Here is a 24130-nt window from a genome sequence, read left to right as displayed (position 1 = left end):
TTTGCAACTTTTCGCACCTAATGATTCCCCCAGGAATCGTTGAAGAAAAGGAACACATGGAACAGTCCGCCGAAGGCAAGGACATCACGCCGGATGACCTGCTTGCACTTGTCGATAAGGCAACGCGCGCGATCGAGCATCTGCAAAACGAAAACACGCGACTGCTGCGGCAGGTGAGCGAGTACAAATTGGCAAGCGACGTGGCGGCCTTTGATCTGGCCGAAAAACGCAAGCGCATCGAAGCGCTGGAGCAGGCGGAAGCCGTGATGCAGAAGGATGCGCGATGGTATCGGTGGTTTCGCGCCAAATACAGTGATTCGACCTTCTTCTCCTTCATCGAGAGAGAATTCCTGCAATCGCTGCAGTCGCCGCAGGCGGACGGCGACAAGGAAGCCGTCAGTCAGGCCGATCCCTTAGCTCAGAACAGCGACGGGCAGCAGCGACAACACGTCGCTTAGCAGCACGCGCCCCGCATCGATCGCGAAGCGCCTGCCGGTAAACAGCTCGGTTCGCACCGTGCTTGCCGTATCGGGAAGCAGCACTGCCGTGTCCTCCCATCGCGAAGGAAGAAGTGCGGGCGTGTGCTCATCGGCCAGAACATCGTCAAGCAGCGCGCCGGGAAGATGCGCGGCGATCACAATCACCGAATGCTCTTCGTGACGGCGCAGGAATGCGATCGCGTGCGGCGCCAGCGATCCGTCGATTTCCAGGGGAAGGTATTCGCCGCGCGAGAACAACTCGGGATGTTGCGCACGCAGCGTCAAGCCGTGATGGATGATCTGCTGCTTCAGGCGGCCGCTTTTCCATCCGTCCAGATCGGTCACCGGAGGCGGCGGCGTCTGCAAGGCTTGCATTCGCAGCGCATAATCGACCGGACCGCGGTTGTCGGGATCGACCAGGCTGAAATCCCACAGATCCGCGCCCTGGTACAGATCCGGCACGCCGGGTGAAGTCATGCGCAACACGCATTGCGCGAGGCTCTTGAGCACGCCGGCCGGAACCAGCCTGTCCATCCAGGCCAGGAACGCCGGCAGGAAGCTGTTTTGCGGTCCCGGTGTCAGGATCGCGTACAGGAATGTTCTGCAGGCGGCTTCGTATTCTTCATTCGGCAGGACCCAGTCGCTCACCTGTTTCGCTTCACGCAATGCCTTGGTCTGCCAGCGCTCGATGCGATCGGCGAAGCGCCGGATGCCTTGCGTGTCGCCGGCATCGAGTCCGATCGGCCAGGCGCCGGCCAGCATCTGGTACAGCATCAATTCATCGGCCGGTTGCGGTGCTGCGTTCTCGCCGGTTGAACGCAGCGGCGCATTCAAGTGCATCCATTCGCGCACCGCATCGGCCCACGCCCCGGACATTTCGCTCAATGCCGCGAGGCGGGCGCGCACGTCTTCGCCGCGCTTGTGATCGTGGGTCGCGGTGGCGAGCATCGAATGCGGGAAACACAGCGCGCGCACGCTGTTGGCTTCATGGAATTCTTGCGTCGGAATGGAAAACCGGCCCGGGTCGGCGCCTACCTCATTGCGCGAGAGCAGCCTGCCATAGCGGTAGAAGGCGGTGTCCTCGACCGACTTCGCCGCGAGCGGCGGCGTCAGTTGCTGGAAGCGCGTGATGGCGCTCTGATGCAAGCGGCGCGTCCGGGTGTTGCCGTAATCGCGCGGCGCGTCGCCGCCCAGCCAGCGGGCGACCGTATCGAGCAAGGGGACTTCGGTGCGCTCCACCGTTTGGCTTGCCTGCTCCAGCGCGCGATCGATGACGCGCTGGTCGAGTTCGTCGCGGCCGTTGGCGTCGGCATAGGTGCGGTACACCGGGAAATGCACCAGCAATTCCGCAAACACGCGCCGGATCGCCGCGAGCGAGAAATCGCGCGTGCGCAGGTCGGTGCGCGCCACCGCGTGCAGGGCACGCGCGGCCGACTCGAATTCGCCGGCGAGATTGTTCGCCAGCAGCTGGTGCCGCGCCTGGCGCACTTCTTCCGCGAATACATGTTCCTGCCCGGTCGTCTCGCGCCAGAGCGCGCTCAGCGGCGCTTCGCCCGAAGCAGCATGCAGCAGCGCGCCGACGCGGTCCATGAAGTCGTAGCCGCTAGTGCCGTCGATGCGCCAGTCGGCGCGCAACTGCTCGTCCGGCGCGAGGATTTTTTCCACGATGAGATAGGCCGGCGCGGGCGGCAGTTCATGCGGGCGCTGCGCGGTCAGCGCTTCCAGCCGGTGGCGCAGTTTGCGGCAGTAGGCGCCCGGATCGGCCAGGCCGTCCACATGGTCGATGCGCAAGCCGTCGATCATTCCCTCGGTGTAAAGGCGGAAGATGAGCGCGTGCGTGGCTTCGAACACATCGTCCTGCTCGACCCGCACGCCGGCCAGGTCGGTGACTTCGAAGAAGCGCCGCCAATTGATGCCGTCGGCCGCGCAGCGCCACCATGCAAGGCGGTAATGCTGGCGCTCAAGCAGTCCGTGCAGGGCGTCGAAACCTTGCGGCGTCTCCGCCGAAAAGGCGGCGAGCGCGGCGTGGATGGCTGTCGCGCCTTCGCTACTGCGAAACAGCGTGCGCAGCAGGCCGTGGCCGGCGTCGGCATGCTGCTGGGTGATGCCGCCTTGCGCATCCGCGCCTTCGTCAAACGCCTTGATGGCGGCATCGAGCGGCGGCGAGCCGGCGGCGCGCAGCACCTGCGCATAATCGGCCGGCGCCAGCGGAAAGCGATGATCGAAATAGCTGACGAAAAACTTGCCGCGCGTCTCGTCGAAGCGCAGCCGGATGTCGCCGGAGGCGAGCACATCGCCATAGGGCTGGCCGAGGAAGGGCGCGAGCAGCTTGCTCTGCAGGGTTTCATCCGCGGGGTGCCAGTCGATGTCGAACCAGTGCGCGTAGGGGCTTGCCTCGCCCCATTCCAGCACATGCTGCCACCACGGGTTCTCCGGGCCGATCCCCATGTGGTTGGGCACGATGTCGAGGATTAGTCCCATGCCGGCCGCACGCAGGCGCGCGACGAAGCGGCGCAGACCTTCCTCGCCGCCGAGTTCGGGATTGATGTGCGTGGGGTCGACAATGTCGTAGCCGTGCGTCGAGCCGCTGCGCGCGGTGAGGATGGGCGAGGCATACACATGGCTGATGCCCAGCGCCTGGTAGTACGGCACGGTGCCGGCCGCATCGTCGAAGCTGAAGCCCTTGTGCAACTGCAGGCGGACGGTGGCAAGCGGGATGGACATCAGGATTTATTCCCGCAGGAGCGGCCGCGATTCATGATGGCGAGGCGATGGGCGACCGATGGCGCATCGAGCAGCGATGCCGCCGGACCCGGCAGGCGACGGCGCCAGTTCGGATGGGTATCGATGGTGCCGGGGATGTTCGGCTGTTCATGCAGCCCGAGCGCGTCCTCGATAGGCAGCATGGCCAGCGGCGCGACGGTCGCGGAAAGAAAGCCGACCACCGCATCGAGCGGCGCGGCCTCGGCACGGCTTTCCGGCACGTTGCCGCCGGCGCATCCGGCGTCCTTCATCGACTGCCACAACGCAACGCGCTCATGGTCGCGATGCCGCCGCGCGTCCGCTTCCGACTTGCCCGGCTCAAGCAGATCGAGCCGGCCGGCCCAGTCGATGTCGCGCCCCTGCCACCAGCCGGCCACCGTCGGCAGGTCGTGCGTGGTGGTGGTGGCGATCGCCTCGCTGGTCCATTCGCCGGGACCGAGGAAGCGGCCGTCGTGTTGCTGGAACAGCAGCACACGGATGCCGAGCAGGCCGTGCTGCGCCAGGATTTTTTGAAAGCCCGGCGGGATGGTGCCGAGATCCTCGCCGATGACGATGGCGCGGTGCCGCCACGACTCCAGCGCGACCAGATGCAGCAGGTCATACATCGGGTATTTCAGATACGCGCCCTGCGTCGGCGAAGCGCCCTGCGGCACCAGCCACAGGCGGCTCAGGCCGAGCACATGGTCGATGCGCACGCCGCCCGCATAGGCGAAGGCCGCGCGCAGCATCTCGATGTAGGCGCCGAATCCTCTTGCCTTCATCGCCTGCGGCGAGAACGCGCCGAGGCCCCAGCTCTGCCCGCGCGTGTTGAGCACGTCCGGCGGCGCGCCCACCGACAGGCCATTGATGATTTCCGCCTGCCGGCTCCATGCCTGGCTGCCGCCATTGTCGGCACCCACCGCAAGGTCGGTGATCAGGCCGATCGGCATGCCGGCCTCGCGCGCGCTGCTCTGTGCGTCGGCGAGGCCGCGTGCGGCCTGCCATTGCAGGAATTCATGGAAGGCGACTTCCTGCGCATGCTCCTGCGCGAAGTTCTCTACCTCGGCGCTGCGTGGATCGCGCAAGCCGTTCGCCCAGCCGCGCCAGTCGCCACTCTCGCCTTTCGCCAGATGCCAGGCATGCAAGGCTTCGAAGCGCGCATGATCCTGCAAGGCGGTTCCGCTGCGCGCGCGGAAGGCGGCGAATTCGCTCTGGTCGCCGGCCGCGCTGAACTGTTCGTACAGGCGTCGCAAGAGCAGCAGTCGCAGCAGGCCGGACGCCGGCCAGTTGATCAGCGCCTCATGCTCCAGGCATGCCATGTTGCTGGCGGCGGCTTCGCCGAGTGTGGTCAAGGCCGTCGCCAGTGCATCGGGCCCGAGCACATTGGCAGGGTCGATATGCAGCACGTTGAGCAGCAGGCGGCTGGAGGGGCTGTACGGGCTGAAGCGGGTCACGTCCGCGCTGAACATGGCGTGCACCGGACTGATCGCCAGTGCGGCCGCGCCGTGGCTCGCGGCCGAACGCGCCAGTTGCGACAAGCCGGTGAAATCGCCGATGCCGCCGTCGCCGCGCCGTCGCAAGGAATACAACTGCACACCGAGTCCCCACACGCGCGGGTCGGCCTGCCGGTCGTGCAAGGCGTCGGCCACGCCGAAGCAGCGCGGCGGCGCAACCGCCAGCGTCGTTTCGCGCTCGCCCACCAGCAGGCGGTGATAGCCGTAGCGATCGATGGGCGGCAGTTCCGCCTGCGCGCCCGTCTCGTCGGGAAAGCGGCCGTCGATGTGTTCGCCGCTCTCCAGTTCGATGCGGTAGCTCTTTCCGGCGAGTTGCTGCGCGCCGGGCAAGTGCAAGGCGCTTCCGGCCACGCCGGTGACCAGCGGCGGCAACACATCCTCGCCCTGAATCGACGCCAGCCGCTGGTGGCTGTCGCGGCATTGCTCCGCTGTGGCGCAAGGCAGGTCGAGCGCGTCGAGGATCGCGCGCAGAGACTCCGGCGTGACCTGCATCGGCTCGCCCTTGGCGCTGGTCCATTCGCGGGCCAGCCCTGCCGCCCGTGCGAGATTGAAAATATCCATGTCGTTCATATCGCAGGCTCCAGCACGGCGATGAAGGCATGGCCCGGCAGTTCGCCGCGCAGCAGCGCATCCGGCACGCCTTCGGTTTCAAACAGAATCCGGCCGCCCCAGCCATCGGCCAGGGAGTCAAGCGCGACCGGGACCGGCACCTCGTGAAGATTGAAGGCGATCATCAGCACCGTGCCATCCCCCATGCGCCAGCGCGCCTTGATGGCGGCCTTGCCGAGGAGGTCGGCGCCAAGCGCGCGAGCGTCTTGCAGGCGCGGCACGATGTGTTCGCGACGAATCGCCAGCAGAGCCTTGACCCATGCGCGCCAGGCTTGCGCCGTGGCGTCCTCGGCGCGCGGAATGGAATCGAGAAAGGTTTGCTCGGCGTTCGGATCGGGAATGCGCTCGCGCGTCGCGGCATCGGAGAAATGCGCAAAGCGCGCGAACTCCTGCCGGCGCCCCTTGCGCACGGCATCGGCCAGTTGCGACGTCAGGTGGCTGGTGAAATACAGGAAGGGCTGGCTTGCGCCGATGTCCTCACCCATGAACAGCAGGGGAATCTGCGGCGACAGCAGCAGCAGGGCGCTCGCCGCGCGCAAGGCGTCGGGATCGGCCAGCGTGTTCAGCCGCTCGCCGAAGGCGCGGTTGCCGACCTGGTCGTGATTCTGCAGGAAGGCCACGAAGGCAGTCGGCGACAGGTGCGCGCTCGGCTCGCCGCGCGCTGCGCCGCCGCGGAAAGGCGAGGGCTCGCCCTGGAAGATGAAACCTTCCACCAGCCCGCGCGCCAGTTTCTCATCCGTCTGCGTGACGTAGTCCGCGTAATAGCCTTCGCGCTCGCCGGTCAGGAGCACGTGCAGCGCATGATGCAGGTCGTCGTTCCATTGCGCGTCGAACAGGCGCGGCGGCGTTTGCGACAGCGTTTGCGACAACAGTTGCGCGTAATTGTCGTCGTTTTCCAGAACGAGATGCACATGGCGCGGCGGCGCGATGCTGGCGCGCACGCGTTGCGCCATTTCCGCCAGCCAGTCCTTTTCGCTGATCGCATGCACCGCGTCGAAGCGCAATCCGTCAAAGCGGAATTCGGTCAGCCAGTACAGCGCGTTCTCGGTGAAGAAGTCGCGCACCTGCGGCCGGCGGAAGTCGATGGCCTGCCCCCACGGCGTGTGCATGTCGTCGCGGAAGAAGGCGCTGGCGTAGCTGCCGAGGTAATTGCCGTCGGGGCCGAAGTGGTTGTACACCACGTCGAGGAAGACGCTCATGTTCAAGCCGTGCGCATCGTCGATGAGGGCCTTGAGCTCCTCCGGCGTGCCGTAGGCTGCATCGGGCGCATAGGGCAGCACGCCGTCGTAGCCCCAGTTGCGCGGGCCGGGGAAATCCGCCACCGGCATCAGTTCGATGGCGGTGATGCCCAGTTCGGCCAGCGCCGGCAACTGACGCGCGACAGCGGAGAAACCGCCCAGCGCGCCGACATGCAATTCGTACAGCACGGTCTCGTGCCAGGGTCGTCCAACCCAGTCCGTGTTTTTCCATCGGTAGGCATCCGGATCGCAGACGATGCTGGCGTCGTGCACGTCCCCGGCCTGCGCGCGCGAGGCGGGATCGGGCACGGCAAGGTCATCGCTCACGCGAAAACGGTAGCGCGCACCGGCGCCGCAATCGGCTTCGCACGCAAACCAGCCGCCGTCGAGCGGCGTCATCGCCAGCGGCGGCCGGCCATCGATCTCGATCGCCACCTGCCGCCTGTCCGGCGCCCACAAGCGGAAACGCGTGCGACGCGGCGCGATCAGGCGTGCGCCGAATGCATAGTCAAAGCGAGACATGATCGGCCACCAGTAATATCGCGCTGTGCGCGGCGACCACAATCCTGTTCTGAGCCGGCTGCCGATGCGGCAGCGCGCCGGCCCGGCCACCCTCCGTCTCGGCGGCATCGATCACCGTTTGCCAGTACATCGCCGGCTGCGGCAGCACGAACTCGCGATCCTCGGAATAGGCATTGAGCAGCAGCAGGGACGCGGCGACGGTTCCCGATCTGCCCTCATGGCGATCGCCCACGATGCGGCGCAGCGCGAGCAGCCGGCCTTCCGGAAAATTCCAGCGGTCCGGCGTCATTTCGCTCCCCGTTTCGTCAAACCAGCCGGTATCGGGCACGCCTTGCAGGGTGCGCGAACTGGCGGTGAGAAAGCGCGTGCTGCGCAGGCTCGGACGTGCATGCCGGACCGCGATGCAATGCCGCACGAATTCGATCAGCGCCTTGCCGGCATCGGTCTTGGCCAATTCCCAGTCGAACCAGGAGATCTCGTTGTCCTGGCAGTAGGGATTGTTGTTGCCGTTCTGGGTGCGGCCGAATTCGTCGCCGCCGAGGACCATCGGTGTGCCGTTGGAAAACAGCAGGGTCATCAGCATCGCGCGCTTGACGCGTTCGCGCGTGTTGCGGATGCCGGGGTCGTCGGTCGGTCCCTCCGCGCCCCAGTTGCTGCTGCGGTTTTCATTGCTGCCGTCGCGGTTGTCCTCGCCGTTGGCGTCGTTGAGCTTGTGGCTGTAGCTGACCAGGTCCTGCAAGGTGAAGCCGTCGTGCGCGGTGACGAAGTTGATCGACGACCATGCGCGCCGGCGATGATGATTGAACAGGTCCGCCGAACCCAGCAGACGTGCCGCAATCGCGCCGCGCATGCCGGGGTCGCCGCGCCAGAAGCTGCGCACGTCGTCACGGAAGCGGTCGTTCCATTCCGCAATGCCGGCCGGATGGTTGCCGACCTGATAGCCGCCCGGGCCGATGTCCCACGGCTCGGAAATCAGCTTGAGCTGTGACAGCACCGGGTCTTGCAGCAGCGCATCGAAGAAGCCGGAACCGGGATCGAAGCCGTAATGTTCGCGCCCCAGCGTGGCGCCGAGGTCGAAGCGAAAACCATCGATGTGAAACTCCTGCGCCCAGTAACGCAGGGAATCCATCACCAGCTGAATCACGCGCGGATGCGACAGGTTCAGGGTGTTGCCGCAGCCGGTGTCGTTGACGAGGTGGCGATGGTTGCCGGCCTGCAGGCGGTAATAGCTGGCATTGTCGAGGCCGCGGAAGGACATGGTGGGTCCCAGTTCGCTTTCTTCGCAGGTATGGTTGTAGACCACGTCGAGGATCACCTCGATGCCGGCCGCATGCAGTTGTCGCACCGCATGCCGTATTTCATCCGGTGAACCATCGGCAAGATAGCGCGGCTCGGGCGCGAAGTAGGCCATCGTGTTGTATCCCCAATAATTGCTGAGGCCATTCATCACAAGCCGGCGATCCTGCAGATAGGCGAAGACGGGCAGCAATTCCAGCGTGGTAATGCCGAGCTTGGTCAGGTAGTCGATCACAAACGGATTGGCGAGCGCGGCAAAGGTTCCGCGTTCGCGCGGCGCAACGCGCTCGGCGAGCATGGTCAGGCCGCGCACATGGGCTTCGTAGATGACGGTTTTGTCCCATGGCACGCGCGGCGGGCGGTCGCCGTGCCAGTTGAAGGCGGAATCGACCACCACCGATTTCGGCATGGCCCAGGCGCTGTCGCGGCGGTCAAAGGACAGGTCGGCTTTGGGTGAATGCAGCCGGTAGCCGAACAGCGCATCGGTCCAGCGCACATGGCCCTGCAACAGCCGGGCATAAGGGTCGAGCAGCAGCTTGTTGGGATTGAAGCGGTGGCCGTGCTCGGGCCGGTAGGGGCCATAGACGCGGAAGCCGTACAGCGCGCCGGCATGTACGCCGGGCAGATAGCCATGCCACACTTCGTTGCTGCATTCCGGCAGCGGAATGCGCGCCATCTCGTGACGCCCTTCCGCATCGAACAGGCACAGCTCCACCTTGACCGCATGCGCGGAAAAGACCGCAAAATTGGTCCCGAATCCGTCGTAGGTAGCGCCCAGTGGGGTCGGCGATCCGGGCCGGATGGATGGCAAGGGAAGCTGTACGCTCGCCATGCTCATCGCTTGAGGACGAGCGCGGACAGCGGCGGCAGCGTGAGCACGAGCGATTGCGCCATGCCGTGGCTGGCCTGCAGCTCGCTGTGGACCGCGCCGGCATTGCCGCGCCCGCTCCCGCCATACGCGGCGGCATCGGTATTGAGCACTTCCCGCCACACCACGGACGATTGCGGATCGTCCGCCGGCACGCCGATGCGATAGTCTTCGCGCGGCACCGGTGTCATGTTCAGGACCACCAGCAGCGGCGCGTCGTCCACGTCGCCCTTGCGCAGCCAGGCGAACACGCTGTTGGCGCTGTCGTCGCCGATAAGCCAGGAAAAGCCCTCGGGCGAACAATCCTTGCGATGCAGCGCCGGCTCGCTGCAATAGAGACGATTGAGGTCGCGCACCAGGCGCTGCACGCCGCGATGCGCCGGGCTGTCGAGCAGGTTCCAGCTCGGCGAGCTGTCATGGTTCCATTCCGATTCCTGTCCGAATTCGCAGCCCATGAACAGCAGCTTCTTGCCCGGATGGGTCCACATCATGCCGAGATAAGCGCGCAGATTGGCCAGGCGCTGGGCGGCATCACCGGGCATCCTGCCGAGCAGCGAGCCCTTGCCGTGCACCACTTCGTCATGCGAGATCGGCAGCACGAATTTTTCCGAATACGCATACACCATGCCGAAGGTCAGGTCATTGTGGTGGTGCTGGCGGAACAGCGGATCGGTGCCGATGTAGCGCAGCGTGTCATGCATCCAGCCCATGTTCCACTTGTAGTGAAAGCCCAGGCCGCCTTCCGACACCGGCGCGGACACGCCGGGCCAGGCGGTCGATTCCTCGGCCAGCGTCATCGCGCCCGGGCAACGTTCTGCCACCACCTCGTTGAGGTGCCGCAGGAAGGCGATCGCTTCCAGGTTTTCGCGGCCGCCGTAGATGTTGGGAATCCATTCGCCTTCCTTGCGGCTGTAATCGCGATACAGCATCGAGGCCACCGCATCGACGCGCAAGCCGTCGACATGGAAATGCTCCAGCCATTCCAGCGCGCTGGCGATCAGGAAGCCGGACACCTCGTTGCGCCCGAGGTTGTAGATCAGCGTATTCCAGTCCTGGTGATAGCCCTCGCGCGGGTCCTGGTGCTCGTACAGCGCGGTGCCGTCGAAGCGCGCCAGGCCGTGCTGGTCGGAGGGGAAATGCGCCGGCACCCAGTCGAGGATCACGCCCAGCCCGGCGGCGTGGCAGCGGTCGACGAAGGACGCGAATGCGGCCGGCGTGCCGAAGCGCGCGCTGGGCGCGAACATGCCGAGCGGCTGGTAGCCCCAGGAGCCGCCGAAGGGATGCTCCATGATGGGCAGGAATTCGATGTGCGTGAAGCCCATGCCCTGCGCATACGGAATGAGGCGGTCGCCCAGTTCATGCCAGTTGAGGCTGCGCCCGCCTTCTTCCATGATGCGCAGCCAGGATCCGGCATGCACTTCATAGATTGCCAGCGGCGCATCCGGCCGCTGCCGCTTCGCGCGGCTTGCCATCCATGCTTCGTCGCTCCAGGCGAAGGGCGTATCGGACGCCACCACCGACACGGTCGAGGGCGGCGCTTCGGTGGCGCGCGCCACCGGGTCCGCCTTGAGCGGCAGCAGATTGCCGTCGGGGCCGAGGATCTCGTACTGATAGCGCTCCCCGGCGCCGACGCGCGGAATGAACAGTTCCCACACGCCGGCCTCGTGCCGCAGGCGCATCGGGTGCCTGCGCCCGTCCCACAGGTTGAAGTCGCCGACCACGGACACGCGCTGCGCGCTCGGCGCCCAGACCGCGAAGCGGGTGCCGGCAATGCCGTTGATGGTCATCGGATTGGCGCCGAGGCAGCGTCCCAGCTCGCGATGTTTTCCCTCGGCCAGCAGATGCAGGTCGAGCTCGCCCAGCAGAAGGCCGAAGGCGTACGGGTCTTCGGTGTACTGCACAAGCTCGCCGCCTTCGCCTTCCGGCCAGGTGATGCGCAGCAGGTAGGGCATGCCGTGCGGCAGCAGCGGCGCGGTGCTGGCAAACAAACCGCTGTTGTGCAGGTTGTAGAGGGAATCGATCACCTCGCCGGCGCCGTCGCCCCGTTTGTCGCGCGTCATCACGTCCACCGCCCATGCGCCCGGCTGGAAGGTGCGCACCACCGCCATGTCGCCCACGCGATGCGGGCCGAGCAGGCCGAAAGGATCGGTCAGCCGGCCGTGCAGCAGGGCATCGACCGTCGCCGCCTCGATGCCGGGAAGTTCTTCCGTCCGCTCAGTCATTCGGCAATTCTCCTTGCGTCGTGCCCAGCATCTGATCCGCCACCTTGGCCATGCCGTTGACCGGCACCGAAATCCAGTCGGGCCGGTTGGCTGCCTCGTAGCAGACTTCGTACGCGGCCTTCTCCAGCATGAACAGTTGCAGCAGGGCGCGCTCGGCTTCTTCCGCGGAGGGCAGCGCGCCGCCATAGGCGGCCTCCTGATAGGCCGCAAGGAAGGCCAGTTGCGATTTGGGCACGAAGTCCTTGATGATCTGTTGCTTGCGCAGCTCGGCTTCCTCGCTCAGGTCGGCCGGTCCGGCCTTGCTGGCGAAGGCCGCGGCGTAATCGAAGGAGCGCAGCAGGCCGGCGACATCGCGCATCGGGCTGCTCTTGGCGCGCCGCTGTTCGAGCGGCTTGACCGGCTCGCCTTCGAAGTCGACGATGTAGACATCGCCGTGCGCCACCAGCACCTGGCCGAGATGGAAGTCGCCGTGGATGCGCATGCGCTGCGCACCGAGGCCGGCGGCGGCGAGCATGTCCACCTTCTCCAGCAATTGATCGCGCTGGCCGAGCAGGCGTGCCACCCGGCGCTCTTCGTCGGCATTGCTCCAGCCCGTCTTCGCGCGCAAGACTTCGTAGGCCGCATCGATCTGCTGGCGCGCGCAGGACGCCCATTGCCGGGTGTGCTCTTCGGTAGCGGTTTCGGGCGCGAAGTCCGGATTGTCGGTCGGCCTGGCGAGGGCGGCGTGCATCTCGCCGAGGCGGCGGCCGAGCATGGTCGCCAGGCCGCTGAGTTCGGTCTGCGGGTCGGAAATTTCGCTGGCCAGTTCCGGCGTGCCGGGCGCTTCAGGGGCGGTCGATTGCTGCACGGCGCGCGTGAGCGTATCGAGCGTCCATTGCCAGGCATCGTCCTGGTTGTGAATGTACTCCTGCACGATCGCCAGCGTGACCTGCGTGCCGTCCTGCGCGAAGCGCGTCACCTCGCCCAGCATGAGCGGCGTGTTGGCAAAGCCGAGTGCGGTGAGGTAGCGGCCCATTTCCGCTTCCGGATGCACGCCGGGCGACAGGCGGCGGATCAGCTTGAGCACCATCTTGTCTTCGATCACCAGCGAGCTGTTCGACTGCTCGGTCGCCACGCGGCGGATCGCGGGTTCGCGCGGCAGTTCGATCCCGTCCAGCGCCTCGGTCGGGATGAAGCGGACCTCGCCGTCGTCCGAGGGCAGCGAAGTGCGCGCACGCAGCAGATCCACGATGACGTAGGCGAAGGAATCCAGCGCGAAGGCATCGGTCAGGTAGCCGACGTAGCGCCCGCGCCGCACGCGGGCAAGCGCGAGCTGTTGCGGCAGCGCGGTGACGATGTCCTCTTCGCGGATGAAGCCGAACGGCAGCAGATAGCGGTCGCTGCCGCTGGCGGTCGTGGTGTCGATTTCCACCAGCATGGTCGGCATCACATGCGGCCGCGCCTGCGACGCGGGCAGCGCCGTCGCATGGGCGATGCGCACCGCAGTGAGCTTCTCCTGCTTGGCGGCGTACCAGCGCCGCTTCGGCAGGTAGGCCGGCAAGGCGTTCTCGATCAGGCCGCGCCTCGGCGGCTCCAGGATTTCCGGCAGGCCTTGCCGCAGCACCACGGTCGACAGTTCGGGCAATGGCTCCGGCGCCGGCGTATGCCAGCCCGGCATGCGCGACTTGGAGGCGAGCAGGAACCAGTAGAAACCGTAAGGCGGCAGCGTCAGCAGATAGGGCAGCTGGCCGATGGGCGGAAAGGCCGAGCCGCCGATCATCTCGACCGGGACCTGTTCCGCATAGGAGGACAGGTCGAGCTCGACCGCCTGCGCCGAGCGCGACACGTTAGCCACGCACAGGATGGTCTCGGCGCCGTCCTCGCCTTCGGCGTAGCGGTATTCGCGCAGATAGGCGAGGATGCGGCGGTTGGTCGGATACAGCAGCGACAGGCTGCCGCGGCCGAAGGCGCAATGCTGCTTGCGCACCACCAGCATGCGCCGCATCCAGTTCAGCAGCGAATACGGATCGGCGCTCTGCGCTTCCACGTTGACCGCCTCATAACCGTACAGCGGGTCCATGATGGGCGGCAGCACCAGCTTGGCCGGATCGGCGCGCGAGAAACCGCCGTTGCGATCCGGCGTCCATTGCATCGGCGTGCGCACGCCATCGCGGTCGCCGAGATGGATGTTGTCGCCCATGCCGATCTCGTCGCCGTAGTAGATGACGGGCGTGCCCGGCATCGACAGCAGCAGACTGTTCAGCAGTTCGACGCGGCGGCGGTCGCGCTCCAGCAGCGGCAGCAGGCGGCGGCGGATGCCGAGATTGATGCGCGCGCGCTTTTCCGATGCGTAGTAGTTCCAGAGATAGTCGCGCTCCTTGTCGGTCACCATTTCCAGCGTCAGCTCGTCATGGTTGCGCAGGAAGATCGCCCATTGGCAGGCGGCGGGAATCTCCGGCGTCTGGCGCAGGATGTCGGTGATCGGAAAACGGTCTTCCTGCGCCAGCGCCATGTACATGCGCGGCATCAGCGGGAAGTGGAAGGCCATGTGGCATTCGTCGTTGTCGCCGAAGTAGGGCTGCACGTCCTCCGGCCACATGTTGGCCTCGGCCAGCAGCATGCGCCCCGGGAAACCGCGGTCGAGTTCGGCCCGGATTTCCTTCAGGATGGCGTGCGTCTCGGGCAGGTTCTCGTTGGTCGTTCCCTCGCGCTCGATCAGATAGGGCACCGCGTCCAGCCGCAGCCCGTCCACGCCGATGTTGAGCCAGAAGGACATGATGGAAAGCACCGAGCGCCGCACCTGCGGATTGTCGAAGTTCAGGTCGGGCTGGTGCGAATAGAAGCGATGCCAGTAGAAGGCATTGGCCACCGGATCCCAGGTCCAGTTCGATTTCTCGGTGTCGCAAAAGATGATGCGGGTGCCGGCGTAGGCTTCTTCATTGTTCGACCAGACGTAGAAATCGCGCGCGGCCGAGCCCGGCTTGGCGGCACGTGCCCGCTGGAACCACGGATGCTGATCGGAGGTGTGGTTGACGACCAGTTCGGTGATGACGCGCAAGCCGCGCTGGTGCGCTTCCGCGATGAAGCGCTTGGCATCGGCCATGGTGCCGTAGTCGGGATGCACGCCGCGATAGTCGGCGATGTCGTAGCCGTCATCGCGCCGCGGCGAGGGATAGAAAGGCAGCAGCCAGATGGTGTTCACGCCGAGGCTGGCGATGTAATCCAGCTTCTCGATCAGGCCGGCAAAGTCGCCGATGCCGTCGTTGTTCGCGTCGTAGAAGGACTTGACGTGCACCTGATAGATGACGGCGTCCTTGTACCACAGCGGATCCTCGTTGAAGAGCATGCGCCGGCGGGCGGCCGGGCCGCTCCTGACCGACTTGCGCCGTTCGATGTTGATATTGCCGATGTCCATGCTTACATCCCCTTATGCCGCACGCGCCAGATCGCGTACGGACAGACAAATGGGTCCAGCCTGAGTTGCTGGAACTTTCCGTGCCAGGTCATGCGGCGGCCATTGACCAGGTCCTCGAGTTCGAGCGCGCCGTCGTCCGGCAGGCCGAGCTCCCAGAGCGGCAGTTCGATGGTGGCTTCATGCGGCGCAAACGGATCGAGATTAATCGCCAACAGCACGATGTTGTCGCCGAAGTGACGCGGGCGGCCGCTGCCGACCGGCTCGGTCGACTTGAGGAAGTACAGGATGTGGTCATCGGAAGCGTTCAGAAAGCGGATGCCGAGATGCGACTGCAGCGCCGGGTTCTCGCTGCGGATGCGGTTGAGCACGGTGATCTCGCTGACGATATTGCCGGGGCGCTGCCAGTCCCAGGCGCGGATTTCGTATTTCTCGGAGTCGAGGTACTCTTCCTTGCCCGGCACCGGCGCCGCCTCGCACAGCTCGAAGCCGCTGTACATGCCCCACAGCCCCGACAGCATGGTCGCCAGCGCGGCGCGGATCAAAAAGCCCGGCCGCCCGGAGCGCTGCAGGAAATAGGGATTGATGTCCGGCGTGTTGACGAAGAAATGCGGACGGAAGAATTCGCGCACCTTGGTGGTCGTCAGCTCGGTCAGGTAGTCCGTGAATTCCTGCTTGCTGTGACGCCAGGTGAAGTAGGTATAGGACTGCGCATAGCCGACCTTGGCCAGGCGGTACATCATCTTCGGCCGCGTGAAGGCCTCGGACAGGAAGATCGTGTCGGGATGGCGGCCGCGTATGTCGGCGATCAGCCACTCCCAGAAGGGCAGCGGCTTGGTGTGCGGGTTATCGACGCGGAACACGCGCACGCCTTCGTTGACCCAGAACAGCACCACATCGCGCAGCGCCGACCACAAGCCGGGCACCGCGCCCTTCGCATAGAAATCGACATTGACGATGTCCTGGTATTTCTTCGGCGGATTTTCCGCGTAGCGTATCGTGCCGTCCGGCCGCCACGCGAACCACTCCGGATGCTCCTTCAGCCAGGGATGGTCGGGCGAACACTGGATCGCGAAATCCAGCGCCAGTTCCAGTCCGTGTTTCGCCGCTTCCTCGCGCAGACGCCGGAAATCCTCCAGCGTGCCGAGCTGCGGATGAATCGCGTCATGCCCGCCTTCCGCCGCGCCGATCGCATACGGACTGCCGGGATCGTCCGGTCCCGGCGTCAGGCTGTTGTTGCGGCCCTTGCGATGCTTCCGGCCGATGGGATGAATCGGCGTGAAATACAGCGTGTCGAAACCCATGGCCTGGATGGCCGGCAAGCGCCGGATCACGTCGTCGAAGTTGCCATGCCGCGCCGGATCGCCGCTCTGCGAGCGCGGAAACAATTCATACCAGCTGGAAAAGCGCGCGGCAGCGCGATCGACGTCGATGCGCAAGGGCGGCTCCCTGCGCACCGCGAACGGCCGCGCATCGGCCAGGCGCATCGCTTCGGCGGTCGGCTCCGACAGCAGCGCGGCGATGCGCTCGCTGTCGTGCGCATTGCCGTGCGCATCGCCGTGCTCGCCGGGCTTGTCGTTTGCCTTGTTGTTCCCAGCCTTGTCGGCGGGCGCGCGTTCCTTCAGCATCTTCGCCAGCGCCTTCAAGGGCGCGGTCGCACGCGCGATGCGCTTGCGATCGGCATAGCGTGCGGCCGACTCCACCAGCAGCCGGCCCTCTTCCAGTTCCAGCGCGACATTCAATCCGGCCGTGCTCTTCTTTTCCAGTTCGTCGCGATAGGTGGCGAAGGCATCGCGCCATGCCTCGACGGTAAACAGATAACGGCCGATGCGCGTCATCGGCAGCGTCGCGCACCAGCGGTCGTTGCCGAGCGGATGCATTCGCAGCTCGTGCCAGTCGGCCTCGTCGGCCGCGCGCCACAAGAGGCTGACCGCGATCTTTTCATGGCCGTCGACGAAGACATCGGCTTCGACATGCACCACGTCGCCGAGCGTGCGCTTGACCGGAAAGCGGCCCTCGTCCACGGCGGGCGTGATCGCTTCGATCGCGATGCGCGGCGCACGCGCTGCGGCAGTGACCGGCTGATCGCCTTCCGGCAGCGGCATCAGGATCGGCGGCAGGCGCCGCGTGCTGAAGAACTGCAAGCCGGCCGGCGCAAGTTCGATCGTGTGCATGGGCGCATCGCTTGCGGGCCAGATGCGCTCATGCGGAACAAAGCCGTCGGCGCGTTCCATCAACTGGTTTTCGCTCACGGTACACGCGTGTGACACATCGGCATTGGCGAGGATCAGCAGCGCCTTGCCGCCGGTGTCGCGCCGGGACGTCACGCTGCGCATGAGCACCGCAATGCCGGAGCCTTCGCCGCTCAGCATGCGCAGCGATGCCGCGTAAAAGCTGCCCATGCCGCCAGCAATGAACTCATTCAGGCGCGCGACCTCGTCGCTGAGATCGAATGCGGGATCGAGATCCGGCGCCACGGGCAGACCGTCGCCCGGTACGCCGGCCGGCGACGTCATGCCGTACTCGAACCCCATCGGCATCAGCATGCCATTGCCGATGGCTGCGGCAAGCCCGAGCGCACGCAGATGCATACCGCGCCGCAAGACCATCTCGTCGTAGCCCGGGATGCGCGCAATCACCGGCTCGTCCGGGCTGTCCGGAAACGCGATCGGCGGCGCGACGAGATTGAGGCGCGCATATTCTTCCGTCATCCAGTGCGAGCGGAAGTCCCACCATGCCGAGGAGGAAAAGGTGGCATCGAAGCCGCAACCCGTCAGTGCCTGCAGTTGCGGCGGCGTGCAACCCGGCGTCCATGCGAGAAAGCGTGCCGCCACTTGCGAAGTCTTCACGCTGCCGATGAACTGTTGCCAGAAGGATGGCGGCACGGCGGCGACATTCATGCAGCGAAACCCGGTCACGCCCGCGTGCAGCCACGGCCGCATGCGTTGTTGCCAATAGGCGGAGACGGCTTCGGCGATGTCCTGTTGCGCCAGGCGCAGTACCTCGGCGCGCTGCGGCGGCCCGGCCCGGCGCGGATCGGGCAGGTCGTCGAACTCGCCGCTGGAAAACCATTCAGGATGGCTTTCCATGATGAAATCGTCAGTGCCGATGGCGGCGATATCGAGATCGAGCAAGAGGCGCAACTTCTTCTTCACGCACAACCTGGCCAGCGCAGCGATCGCGTCATCGGACAGATGCACGCGATCGTCACCCGGGTGACGATGCGGGGAATGCATGGGAACGAGCAGATGGTCGAATCCCATCTTCATGCATCGGTCCAGATGCTTTTCCAGTCCGGAAGCCGAACCGGCGAGCTGCGAGGGAAGGCAATAGATTCTGGGCAGGAAAAGCGTCGATGGAACAATCGTCATGAGCTGGTTCGCTAAATTGGAAAGAGGCTGCACGTCATCGTTATAGGCAAACGCCCACGTCTTTCCAAATAGAGCATCCAAACCGGCAATTTGTTCTCAGGACGATATGCAGAAATCACAAGTTTTCTGTTGCGAGCGCGCATGCCGTGCTGTCGTTCTCGCAAGTGCGTTGCTATCGAGGAACAAAAAAGCCCTGATCCAGTCTACCTTGCTTCACAATTCCTTCGGGCAACAGCAATACTGTCGTTGTGTCGGTGAGCCGCGCATGCCCATGAAATGCGGCGCGGCCTGTCGAAATGATTTCGTTTTGCGAGACAGTCAATGATCATTTATCAGGTTTACCCGCGCAGTTTTTTTGATGCGAACAACGATGGCATCGGCGATCTCAGAGGCATCGAGAAAAAGCTTTCCTACATCAAGAGCCTCGGCGTCGATGCCATCTGGATCAGTCCCTTCTTCAAATCGCCGATGAAGGACTTCGGCTACGATGTCGCCGATTACCGCGAAGTCGATCCGATCTTCGGCAGCATGAACGATTTCAAGAGCCTGCTGCACAGCGCGAGGTCGCTCGGCCTCGGCGTGATCGTCGACATGGTGATCTCGCACACCTCGGAAGAACACGCGTGGTTCGTGCAAAGCCGCGCGAAGGAAAACAACAAGGCGGACTGGTATTTGTGGGCCGATCCGAACCCGGACGGCACGCCGCCCAACAACTGGGTATCCGTGTTCGGTGGTCCCGCATGGCAATGGGATGCCGGCCGGCGCCAGTATTACTTTCACTCCTTCCTGCCGAGCCAGCCCGACCTGAACATGCACCATCCCGATGTGCAAAAGCAGGTGCTGGCCGACATGCGCTTCTGGCTGGAGATGGGCGTGTCGGGTTTTCGATTCGATGCCTGCAATCACATCTTTCAGGACCTGCAATTGCGCAGCAATCCGCCGCGCGAAGACAACAGCGGCGCACTGCATCCCTATGGTTACCAGGTGCATGTGTACGACCAGGCGCAACCGGAGATGCTGCCCTTCCTCGAAAAGGTGCGTGGCCTGCTCGATGAATACGGCGCATTCAGCCTGGCCGAAGTGGGCGGGCATGACGCGCTCAAGCTGATGGGCGAATACACCGGCGCGACGCGCCTGCATTCGGCCTACAGCTTTGCCATGATGCGCCCGGAAAGCAGCGCCGCGTATGTGCGCAATGTGATTGCGACGCTGGAGGATTCGATCAAGGTGCCGGCCTCGCCCTGCTATGCGCTGAGCAATCATGACAAGCCGCGCGTCGCGACGCGCTGGCTCAACGGCCGCGATCGCGTGCTGACCGCCAAGCAATTGCTTGCGATGCTGTTCGCGATGCGCGGCGATATCTGCCTCTATCAGGGCGAAGAACTGGGATTGCCCGAAGCGAACGTGCCCTACGAGCGCCTGCAGGACCCCTTCGGCAAGAACTTCTGGCCCAAGTTCAAGGGCCGCGACGGCTGCCGCACGCCGATGCCGTGGACCAACCACGTGCACGGCGGCTTCAGCCAGGTCGAACCGTGGCTGCCGGTGGACGAGGTGCATCGCGAACTGAACGTGGAAAGCCAGGAAGCGCGATCAGGTTCGGTGCTGAACTTCGCGCGCCAGATGATCGCGCTGCGCAACGCGCGCCCGGAATTGAGCCAGGGAACGATACGTCTGCTCGATGCGCCGGAAGGCGTGCTCGCCTTTTCACGACAGCATGAAGGACACGAACTGGTGTGCCTGTTCAACATGGACGTCATGCCGAAGCAGATGCCGGCACCGGTCTTCACCGGCACGCTGGCGGGACAATGCGTCACTACCCACAAGCAACAGGTCACACTGGGCGTGTGCGGATTCTGTTTCCTGGAGGTGGCCGGAGCACCTAGTTGATCGCCCGAAACAGCCTTGCGGAACATGGCGCTCGTCGCAATTCCCCTTTGCGGGAACCAACATTTCCATCCCTACACTCACTGTCATCCGGTGCCGCACCTGCGCGGCATCGAGGTAGAAGCCATGCGCGGTGTGCTGGATTCGGCCGAGCAATTGCCGAACTCATTGATCGATTCGCGCGCCTGCCCCGGTAGTCGCCCCCTAGCCTCGGCCCCGCCGCCCTGCGGCCGCACGGCGACACACACCGCATGACGAAATGCCGGGGTTGAAGGAACCGGCTCTTCCGCACTTCCCACATAGTTTCCATTCACCGGCTATCTCGCCGTATTGAAGCCAGTCATCCGTGTTCATGCTCCTTGGTGCATGCAGAAGGCGTGGCGCAGGCGATTGCCGTCACCTCAACCGATGAAAGGACTGTATGAAAAGGCCGAGCTTGCCTTTACAGGTTCCCTCGCCGGCGCCACGCCTTCTGGCAATTAGATTCCATAACAGGCGGACTGGCAGGAACCGGCCTTCACTACACATGTGGACGAGCTGTCGTCGGAGCGGCAACTGCAACTGCCTGCCGTGCATGCCGCGCTGGACGTCACCTCAGAATGGCAGCCTGAACACCGCAAGGTGATCGTGGGGATGCTTGCCGAAAGCGTACCGGCCATCCAGGACCATCATATGGAAGCCTTGCGTACCATTCACCTTTCCGCCCGGACCTTGCCACAAAGAGACCATGGCAAGGTGCTGAGTTCGGTGGTGAACCGGCTGGATCTCTTTCCCGAGCGTGTACGCGGTGAGGCGTCCGTCGAACTCAGGGAGCGCGTTGCGCGCCTGCGGCAGGAACAGCAGCAGTAGCCAAGGGCTGTGATGCGCACCGTACCCCGCGTACGGTATTGCAGAGACTGCCGGCGGCATGCATCCTCTCATATAGTTGCCATTTAGATAATTATTGTGTTTTAATCAACGCCTCTGAATCTTGCCCTCCGAGGTGTTCCATGTCCGACCTGTCGCACGGCGCCAGCCTGTTCTACGCGCCTTTGGCCGCGTTCACTTCCGACACCCGCCTGTACGACATCGACACGCCGCTGGGCAAGGACGCGCTGCTGGTGGAACGCTTCACCGGCAAGGAAGAACTTTCCGCATTGTACGAATTCCAGGTCGATTGCCTCTCCACCGATACGCACCTCGAACTCAAGTCCCTGCTCGGCAAACAGGCCGTGCTGCACACCCGCCTGGCCGACGGCAGCCAGTGCGCGCGCTCCGGCTATGTCTCGGCCGTCGCCCAGCTTGGCGCCGACGGCGGGCTGGCGCGCTACCGTCTGACGCTGGTCCCGTGGCTGGCGCTGGCGCAATATCAACGCCGCTCGCGCGTGTTCCAGGACATCGCGGTGCGCGATCTGATCGACGACGTGCTGGCCGCCTACCGTCCCCGCGGCAATTGGCGCTTCACCCCCGATGCCGACGCCCTGCTCGCCGGCCTGCGCCCGCGCAGCTACTGCTGCCAGTATCGCGAAACCGACTATGCTTTCCTGTCGCGCATCCTCGCCGAGGAAGGCATCGGCTTCACCTTCGAGGAAGCCGGCGACGACAGCGCCACCTCGCATCATCGCCTCGTCCTGTTCGCCGATTCCACCGCCTTCGAGGAAGACCCGGCCACGCAGGGCGGCATCCGCTTTCACCGCAACGCCGCCGTCGAGCAGGCCGACAGCATCCAGGCATTCGGCGCGCAACGCCGGCTGCAGGCGGCCACCACCACCATTGCCAGCTGGGATTACAAGGCAAAGCGTGTGACCGCCACCGCGCTGCCCACCGCGCAGCAGTTCGCCGACGAGCAGGTCGCCCGCATCGAAAGCTACGACTGGTCCGGTGCCTATGCATTCGCCGACCACGACGAAGCCGAGCACTACGCCGGCCTCCTGCGCGAAGCCGCCGACGCGCGCTTCAAGACCTGGTTCGGCCACGGTGCGGTGCGCGCATTCCGCACCGGCACCGCCTTCACCCTGACCGGCTCGCCGCTGGACCAACTGGATAGCACTGCTCCGCACCGCTTCACCCTGCTCGAGATTCGGCACGCCGGCGTCAACAATCTCCCGGCCGAAATGAAACACCCGCTCGACGCGCAGCCGGACGATGATTCCGACGGCTGGGACGGCTTGCTGCGCAGCGCCGCCGCTACCGGCTACGCCAACCGCTTCAGCGCGATTCGCGCCGACATCCGCTGGCGTCCCGCGCTCGCCGACGACACCGGACTGCGCCTCAACCCCAGGCCCACTGCGCTGGGCAGCCAAAGCGCCATCGTGGTCGGACCGGACGGCTCCTGCGCGAACGCCGGCACGGTCCATACCGACCACCTCGGCCGCATTCGCATCCGCTTCCACTGGCAACAGGAAGAAAGCAACAGCTGCTGGGTGCGCGTCCTGCAGATGGCCGCCGGACCCGGTTACGGCGCCCAGTTCATCCCGCGCATCGGCCAGGAAGTGCTCGTCAAGTTCCTCGACAACGACATCGACCGCCCCATCGTCGCCGGCGTGCTCTACAACGGCCAGGGGCAGGACGATGCCGGCGCCTTCGCGCAGGCGGGTGACCACTCGCCTGCCGCGCAGGACAACAAGATCGGCAACGGCGCCTCGCCCGCCTGGCATGGCGTCGCCGCCGACCACCGGCATGACGCTTTCCTGTCCGGCTTCAAATCGGTCGCCCTCGGCGCCGACGGCTATGGCCGACAATCCAACCAGCTCGTCTTCGACGACAGCAGCGGTCGATTGAGAACGAAATTCGCCACCGACACCGCCGCCACGCAACTGAATCTCGGCCACCTGATTCATCAAGCCGACAACTACCGCGGCAGCTTCCGGGGAACGGGCTGGGAACTGCGCACCGACGCCTACGGCGCCATTCGCGCAGGCAAAGGCATCCTGATCAGCACCTATGTCGGCAGCACACCCGACGGCCAGCCGGAACCGGCCGGCGACAACGCGCCCGGCATCGCCCTGCTCAAGCAGGCCCAGGGATTTGCCCAAACCTTCAACCAGGCGGCGGCCACACATCAGACGGTGCAATTCATCCTCGTCAAAGGCGGCGCGCTCAACGACGCAAAGTCGCAAAGTCAACTGGACGACAAGCAGGCGCCGATCGACGCGATGCTCAACAAGATCTCCGGCATGGTCGACGCGCGCGACGGCAGCATCGGCGCAAACGGCGAGCAGATTCCGCATATGCACGCACCACTCGTGGTTGTTACCGCGCAGGCAGGCATCGGCGTGGCGGCGTCGGATGGCTTGCATATCGCATCCGGCGAAGTCGCTCACCTCGCCAGCGGGCGCGACATGCAGTTGGCCGTGGGCGACACACTGACACTGCACAGCGGCCAGGCAATCGGGCTGCTGGCCGGCGCGGTGAGCGCCGGCGAAGACAACACTGGCATCAAGCTGTATGCGAGTCAGGGCGATGTGGAATTGCAGGCGCAAAGTGGCGAGATAAGGCTGGCGGCGAAGGAACTGGTGACGCTGGCGAGCGTGAGCAGCCATGTCGATTTCGCCGCCGCCAAGAGCATCACGCTGTGCACGGAGGGTGGCGCGAGCTTGACGATTGAAGGCGGGAACATCACGTTCGCCTGTCCGGGAACGATTTCGATCAAGGGGACGAGCAAGAGTTTTGCGGGGCCGGCGAGGATGAATCCGCAACTTCCCGAGTTGCCCGTCAGCGATGCGCCTCATACAAGAAAATTCGTGCTCCATGGACTGGATGGAATACCAATCGAAGACGCGCATGTCGCCGTATTCGATTCCTTCGAAAGAACTCGGATATGGTCGAGTGAGCTCGCACCAAACGGGCACTCCCGCCTTATGCCAGAGCAAAACACGCCCGACCAGTACGCCGCAGTGATCGGACTCAAGGAAAGTATCTTTCACTTCTACGACACGCATGAGGATTTCGCCGAAGACGACGATGAAGTGTTCGAAGACGAACACCATGATCGCCATGGCGAATAACCAGGAGA

11 protein-coding genes are annotated in these 24130 nt (G+C 64.9%); 4 read left to right on the top strand and 7 right to left on the bottom strand.

The annotated features are described in order from the left end of the window. Positions 1–56: 56 nt before the first annotated feature. Positions 57–458, top strand: a complete 402-nt coding sequence (locus tag VJ651_RS05760) for a hypothetical protein (RefSeq protein WP_324106518.1) — start codon at positions 57–59, stop codon at positions 456–458. Here the strand turns inward: VJ651_RS05760 and treY are convergent. From treY to VJ651_RS05725, 7 genes are read right to left on the bottom strand one after another with little or no spacing between them, the layout of a single operon-like run. After that, positions 414–3203: a malto-oligosyltrehalose synthase gene (gene treY / locus VJ651_RS05755; protein ID WP_324106517.1), complete on the bottom strand. Its 2790-nt coding sequence runs from the start codon at positions 3201–3203 to the stop codon at positions 414–416. The genes VJ651_RS05760 and treY overlap by 45 nt on opposite strands. Then, positions 3203–5305, bottom strand: a complete 2103-nt coding sequence (gene malQ, locus VJ651_RS05750) for a 4-alpha-glucanotransferase (RefSeq protein ID WP_324106516.1) — start codon at positions 5303–5305, stop codon at positions 3203–3205. Before malQ ends, treY begins: the two co-directional genes overlap by 1 nt. Next, complete coding sequence (treZ, locus tag VJ651_RS05745; RefSeq protein ID WP_324106515.1) at positions 5302–7104, bottom strand: malto-oligosyltrehalose trehalohydrolase; 1803 nt, start codon at positions 7102–7104, stop codon at positions 5302–5304. The genes malQ and treZ overlap by 4 nt, the downstream gene beginning before the upstream one ends. Next, on the bottom strand, positions 7091–9232 hold the full coding sequence (gene glgX / locus VJ651_RS05740; protein ID WP_324106514.1) for a glycogen debranching protein GlgX: 2142 nt from the start codon (positions 9230–9232) through the stop codon (positions 7091–7093). The genes treZ and glgX overlap by 14 nt, the downstream gene beginning before the upstream one ends. 2 nt (positions 9233–9234) lie before the next feature. Beyond that, positions 9235–11490 (bottom strand): 1,4-alpha-glucan branching protein GlgB, encoded by a 2256-nt coding sequence (glgB, locus tag VJ651_RS05735; RefSeq protein ID WP_324106513.1) that lies wholly within the window; start codon positions 11488–11490, stop codon positions 9235–9237. Then, positions 11483–14884 (bottom strand): maltose alpha-D-glucosyltransferase, encoded by a 3402-nt coding sequence (gene treS, locus VJ651_RS05730; RefSeq protein ID WP_414691314.1) that lies wholly within the window; start codon positions 14882–14884, stop codon positions 11483–11485. Before treS ends, glgB begins: the two co-directional genes overlap by 8 nt. Before the next feature lie 2 nt (positions 14885–14886). Further along, positions 14887–18252 carry a maltotransferase domain-containing protein gene (locus VJ651_RS05725; protein WP_324106512.1) on the bottom strand — a complete coding sequence of 1122 codons (3366 nt, stop codon included), beginning with the start codon at positions 18250–18252 and terminating at the stop codon, positions 14887–14889. A 321-nt stretch (positions 18253–18573) separates the two neighbouring features. Here VJ651_RS05725 and VJ651_RS05720 point away from each other — a divergent pair, with 321 nt between their 5' ends. From VJ651_RS05720 to VJ651_RS05710, 3 genes are all read left to right on the top strand, one after another. After that, positions 18574–20139, top strand: coding sequence for an alpha-amylase family glycosyl hydrolase (locus VJ651_RS05720; protein ID WP_324106511.1), 1566 nt, complete (start codon positions 18574–18576; stop codon positions 20137–20139). Positions 20140–20664: 525 nt separating this feature from the next. Beyond that, positions 20665–20985 carry a hypothetical protein gene (locus VJ651_RS05715; RefSeq protein WP_324106510.1) on the top strand — a complete coding sequence of 107 codons (321 nt, stop codon included), beginning with the start codon at positions 20665–20667 and terminating at the stop codon, positions 20983–20985. Between the two features lie 140 nt (positions 20986–21125). After that, a complete protein-coding gene (locus VJ651_RS05710; protein ID WP_324106509.1) occupies positions 21126–24122 on the top strand; it encodes a type VI secretion system Vgr family protein in 2997 nt (998 codons plus the stop codon). Positions 24123–24130: the final 8 nt, after the last annotated feature.

The sequence above is a fragment of the Noviherbaspirillum sp. genome (assembly GCF_035254865.1).
GTDB lineage: Bacteria > Pseudomonadota > Gammaproteobacteria > Burkholderiales > Burkholderiaceae_D > Noviherbaspirillum.
Note: the sequence above shows the minus strand (reverse complement) of the source record. Positions and strands in the feature narration are given on the sequence as shown.

Excerpts from the sequence above, each read along its gene's own strand:
- VJ651_RS05760 (WP_324106518.1), top strand. The coding sequence starts at position 57 with ATGGAACAGTCCGCCGAAGGCAAGGACATCACGCCGGATGACCTGCTT.
- treY (WP_324106517.1), bottom strand. The coding sequence starts at position 3,203 with ATGTCCATCCCGCTTGCCACCGTCCGCCTGCAGTTGCACAAGGGCTTC.
- malQ (WP_324106516.1), bottom strand. The coding sequence starts at position 5,305 with ATGAACGACATGGATATTTTCAATCTCGCACGGGCGGCAGGGCTGGCC.
- treZ (WP_324106515.1), bottom strand. The coding sequence starts at position 7,104 with ATGTCTCGCTTTGACTATGCATTCGGCGCACGCCTGATCGCGCCGCGT.
- glgX (WP_324106514.1), bottom strand. The coding sequence starts at position 9,232 with ATGGCGAGCGTACAGCTTCCCTTGCCATCCATCCGGCCCGGATCGCCG.
- glgB (WP_324106513.1), bottom strand. The coding sequence starts at position 11,490 with ATGACTGAGCGGACGGAAGAACTTCCCGGCATCGAGGCGGCGACGGTC.
- treS (WP_414691314.1), bottom strand. The coding sequence starts at position 14,884 with ATGGACATCGGCAATATCAACATCGAACGGCGCAAGTCGGTCAGGAGC.
- VJ651_RS05725 (WP_324106512.1), bottom strand. The coding sequence starts at position 18,252 with ATGACGATTGTTCCATCGACGCTTTTCCTGCCCAGAATCTATTGCCTT.
- VJ651_RS05720 (WP_324106511.1), top strand. The coding sequence starts at position 18,574 with ATGATCATTTATCAGGTTTACCCGCGCAGTTTTTTTGATGCGAACAAC.
- VJ651_RS05710 (WP_324106509.1), top strand. The coding sequence starts at position 21,126 with ATGTCCGACCTGTCGCACGGCGCCAGCCTGTTCTACGCGCCTTTGGCC.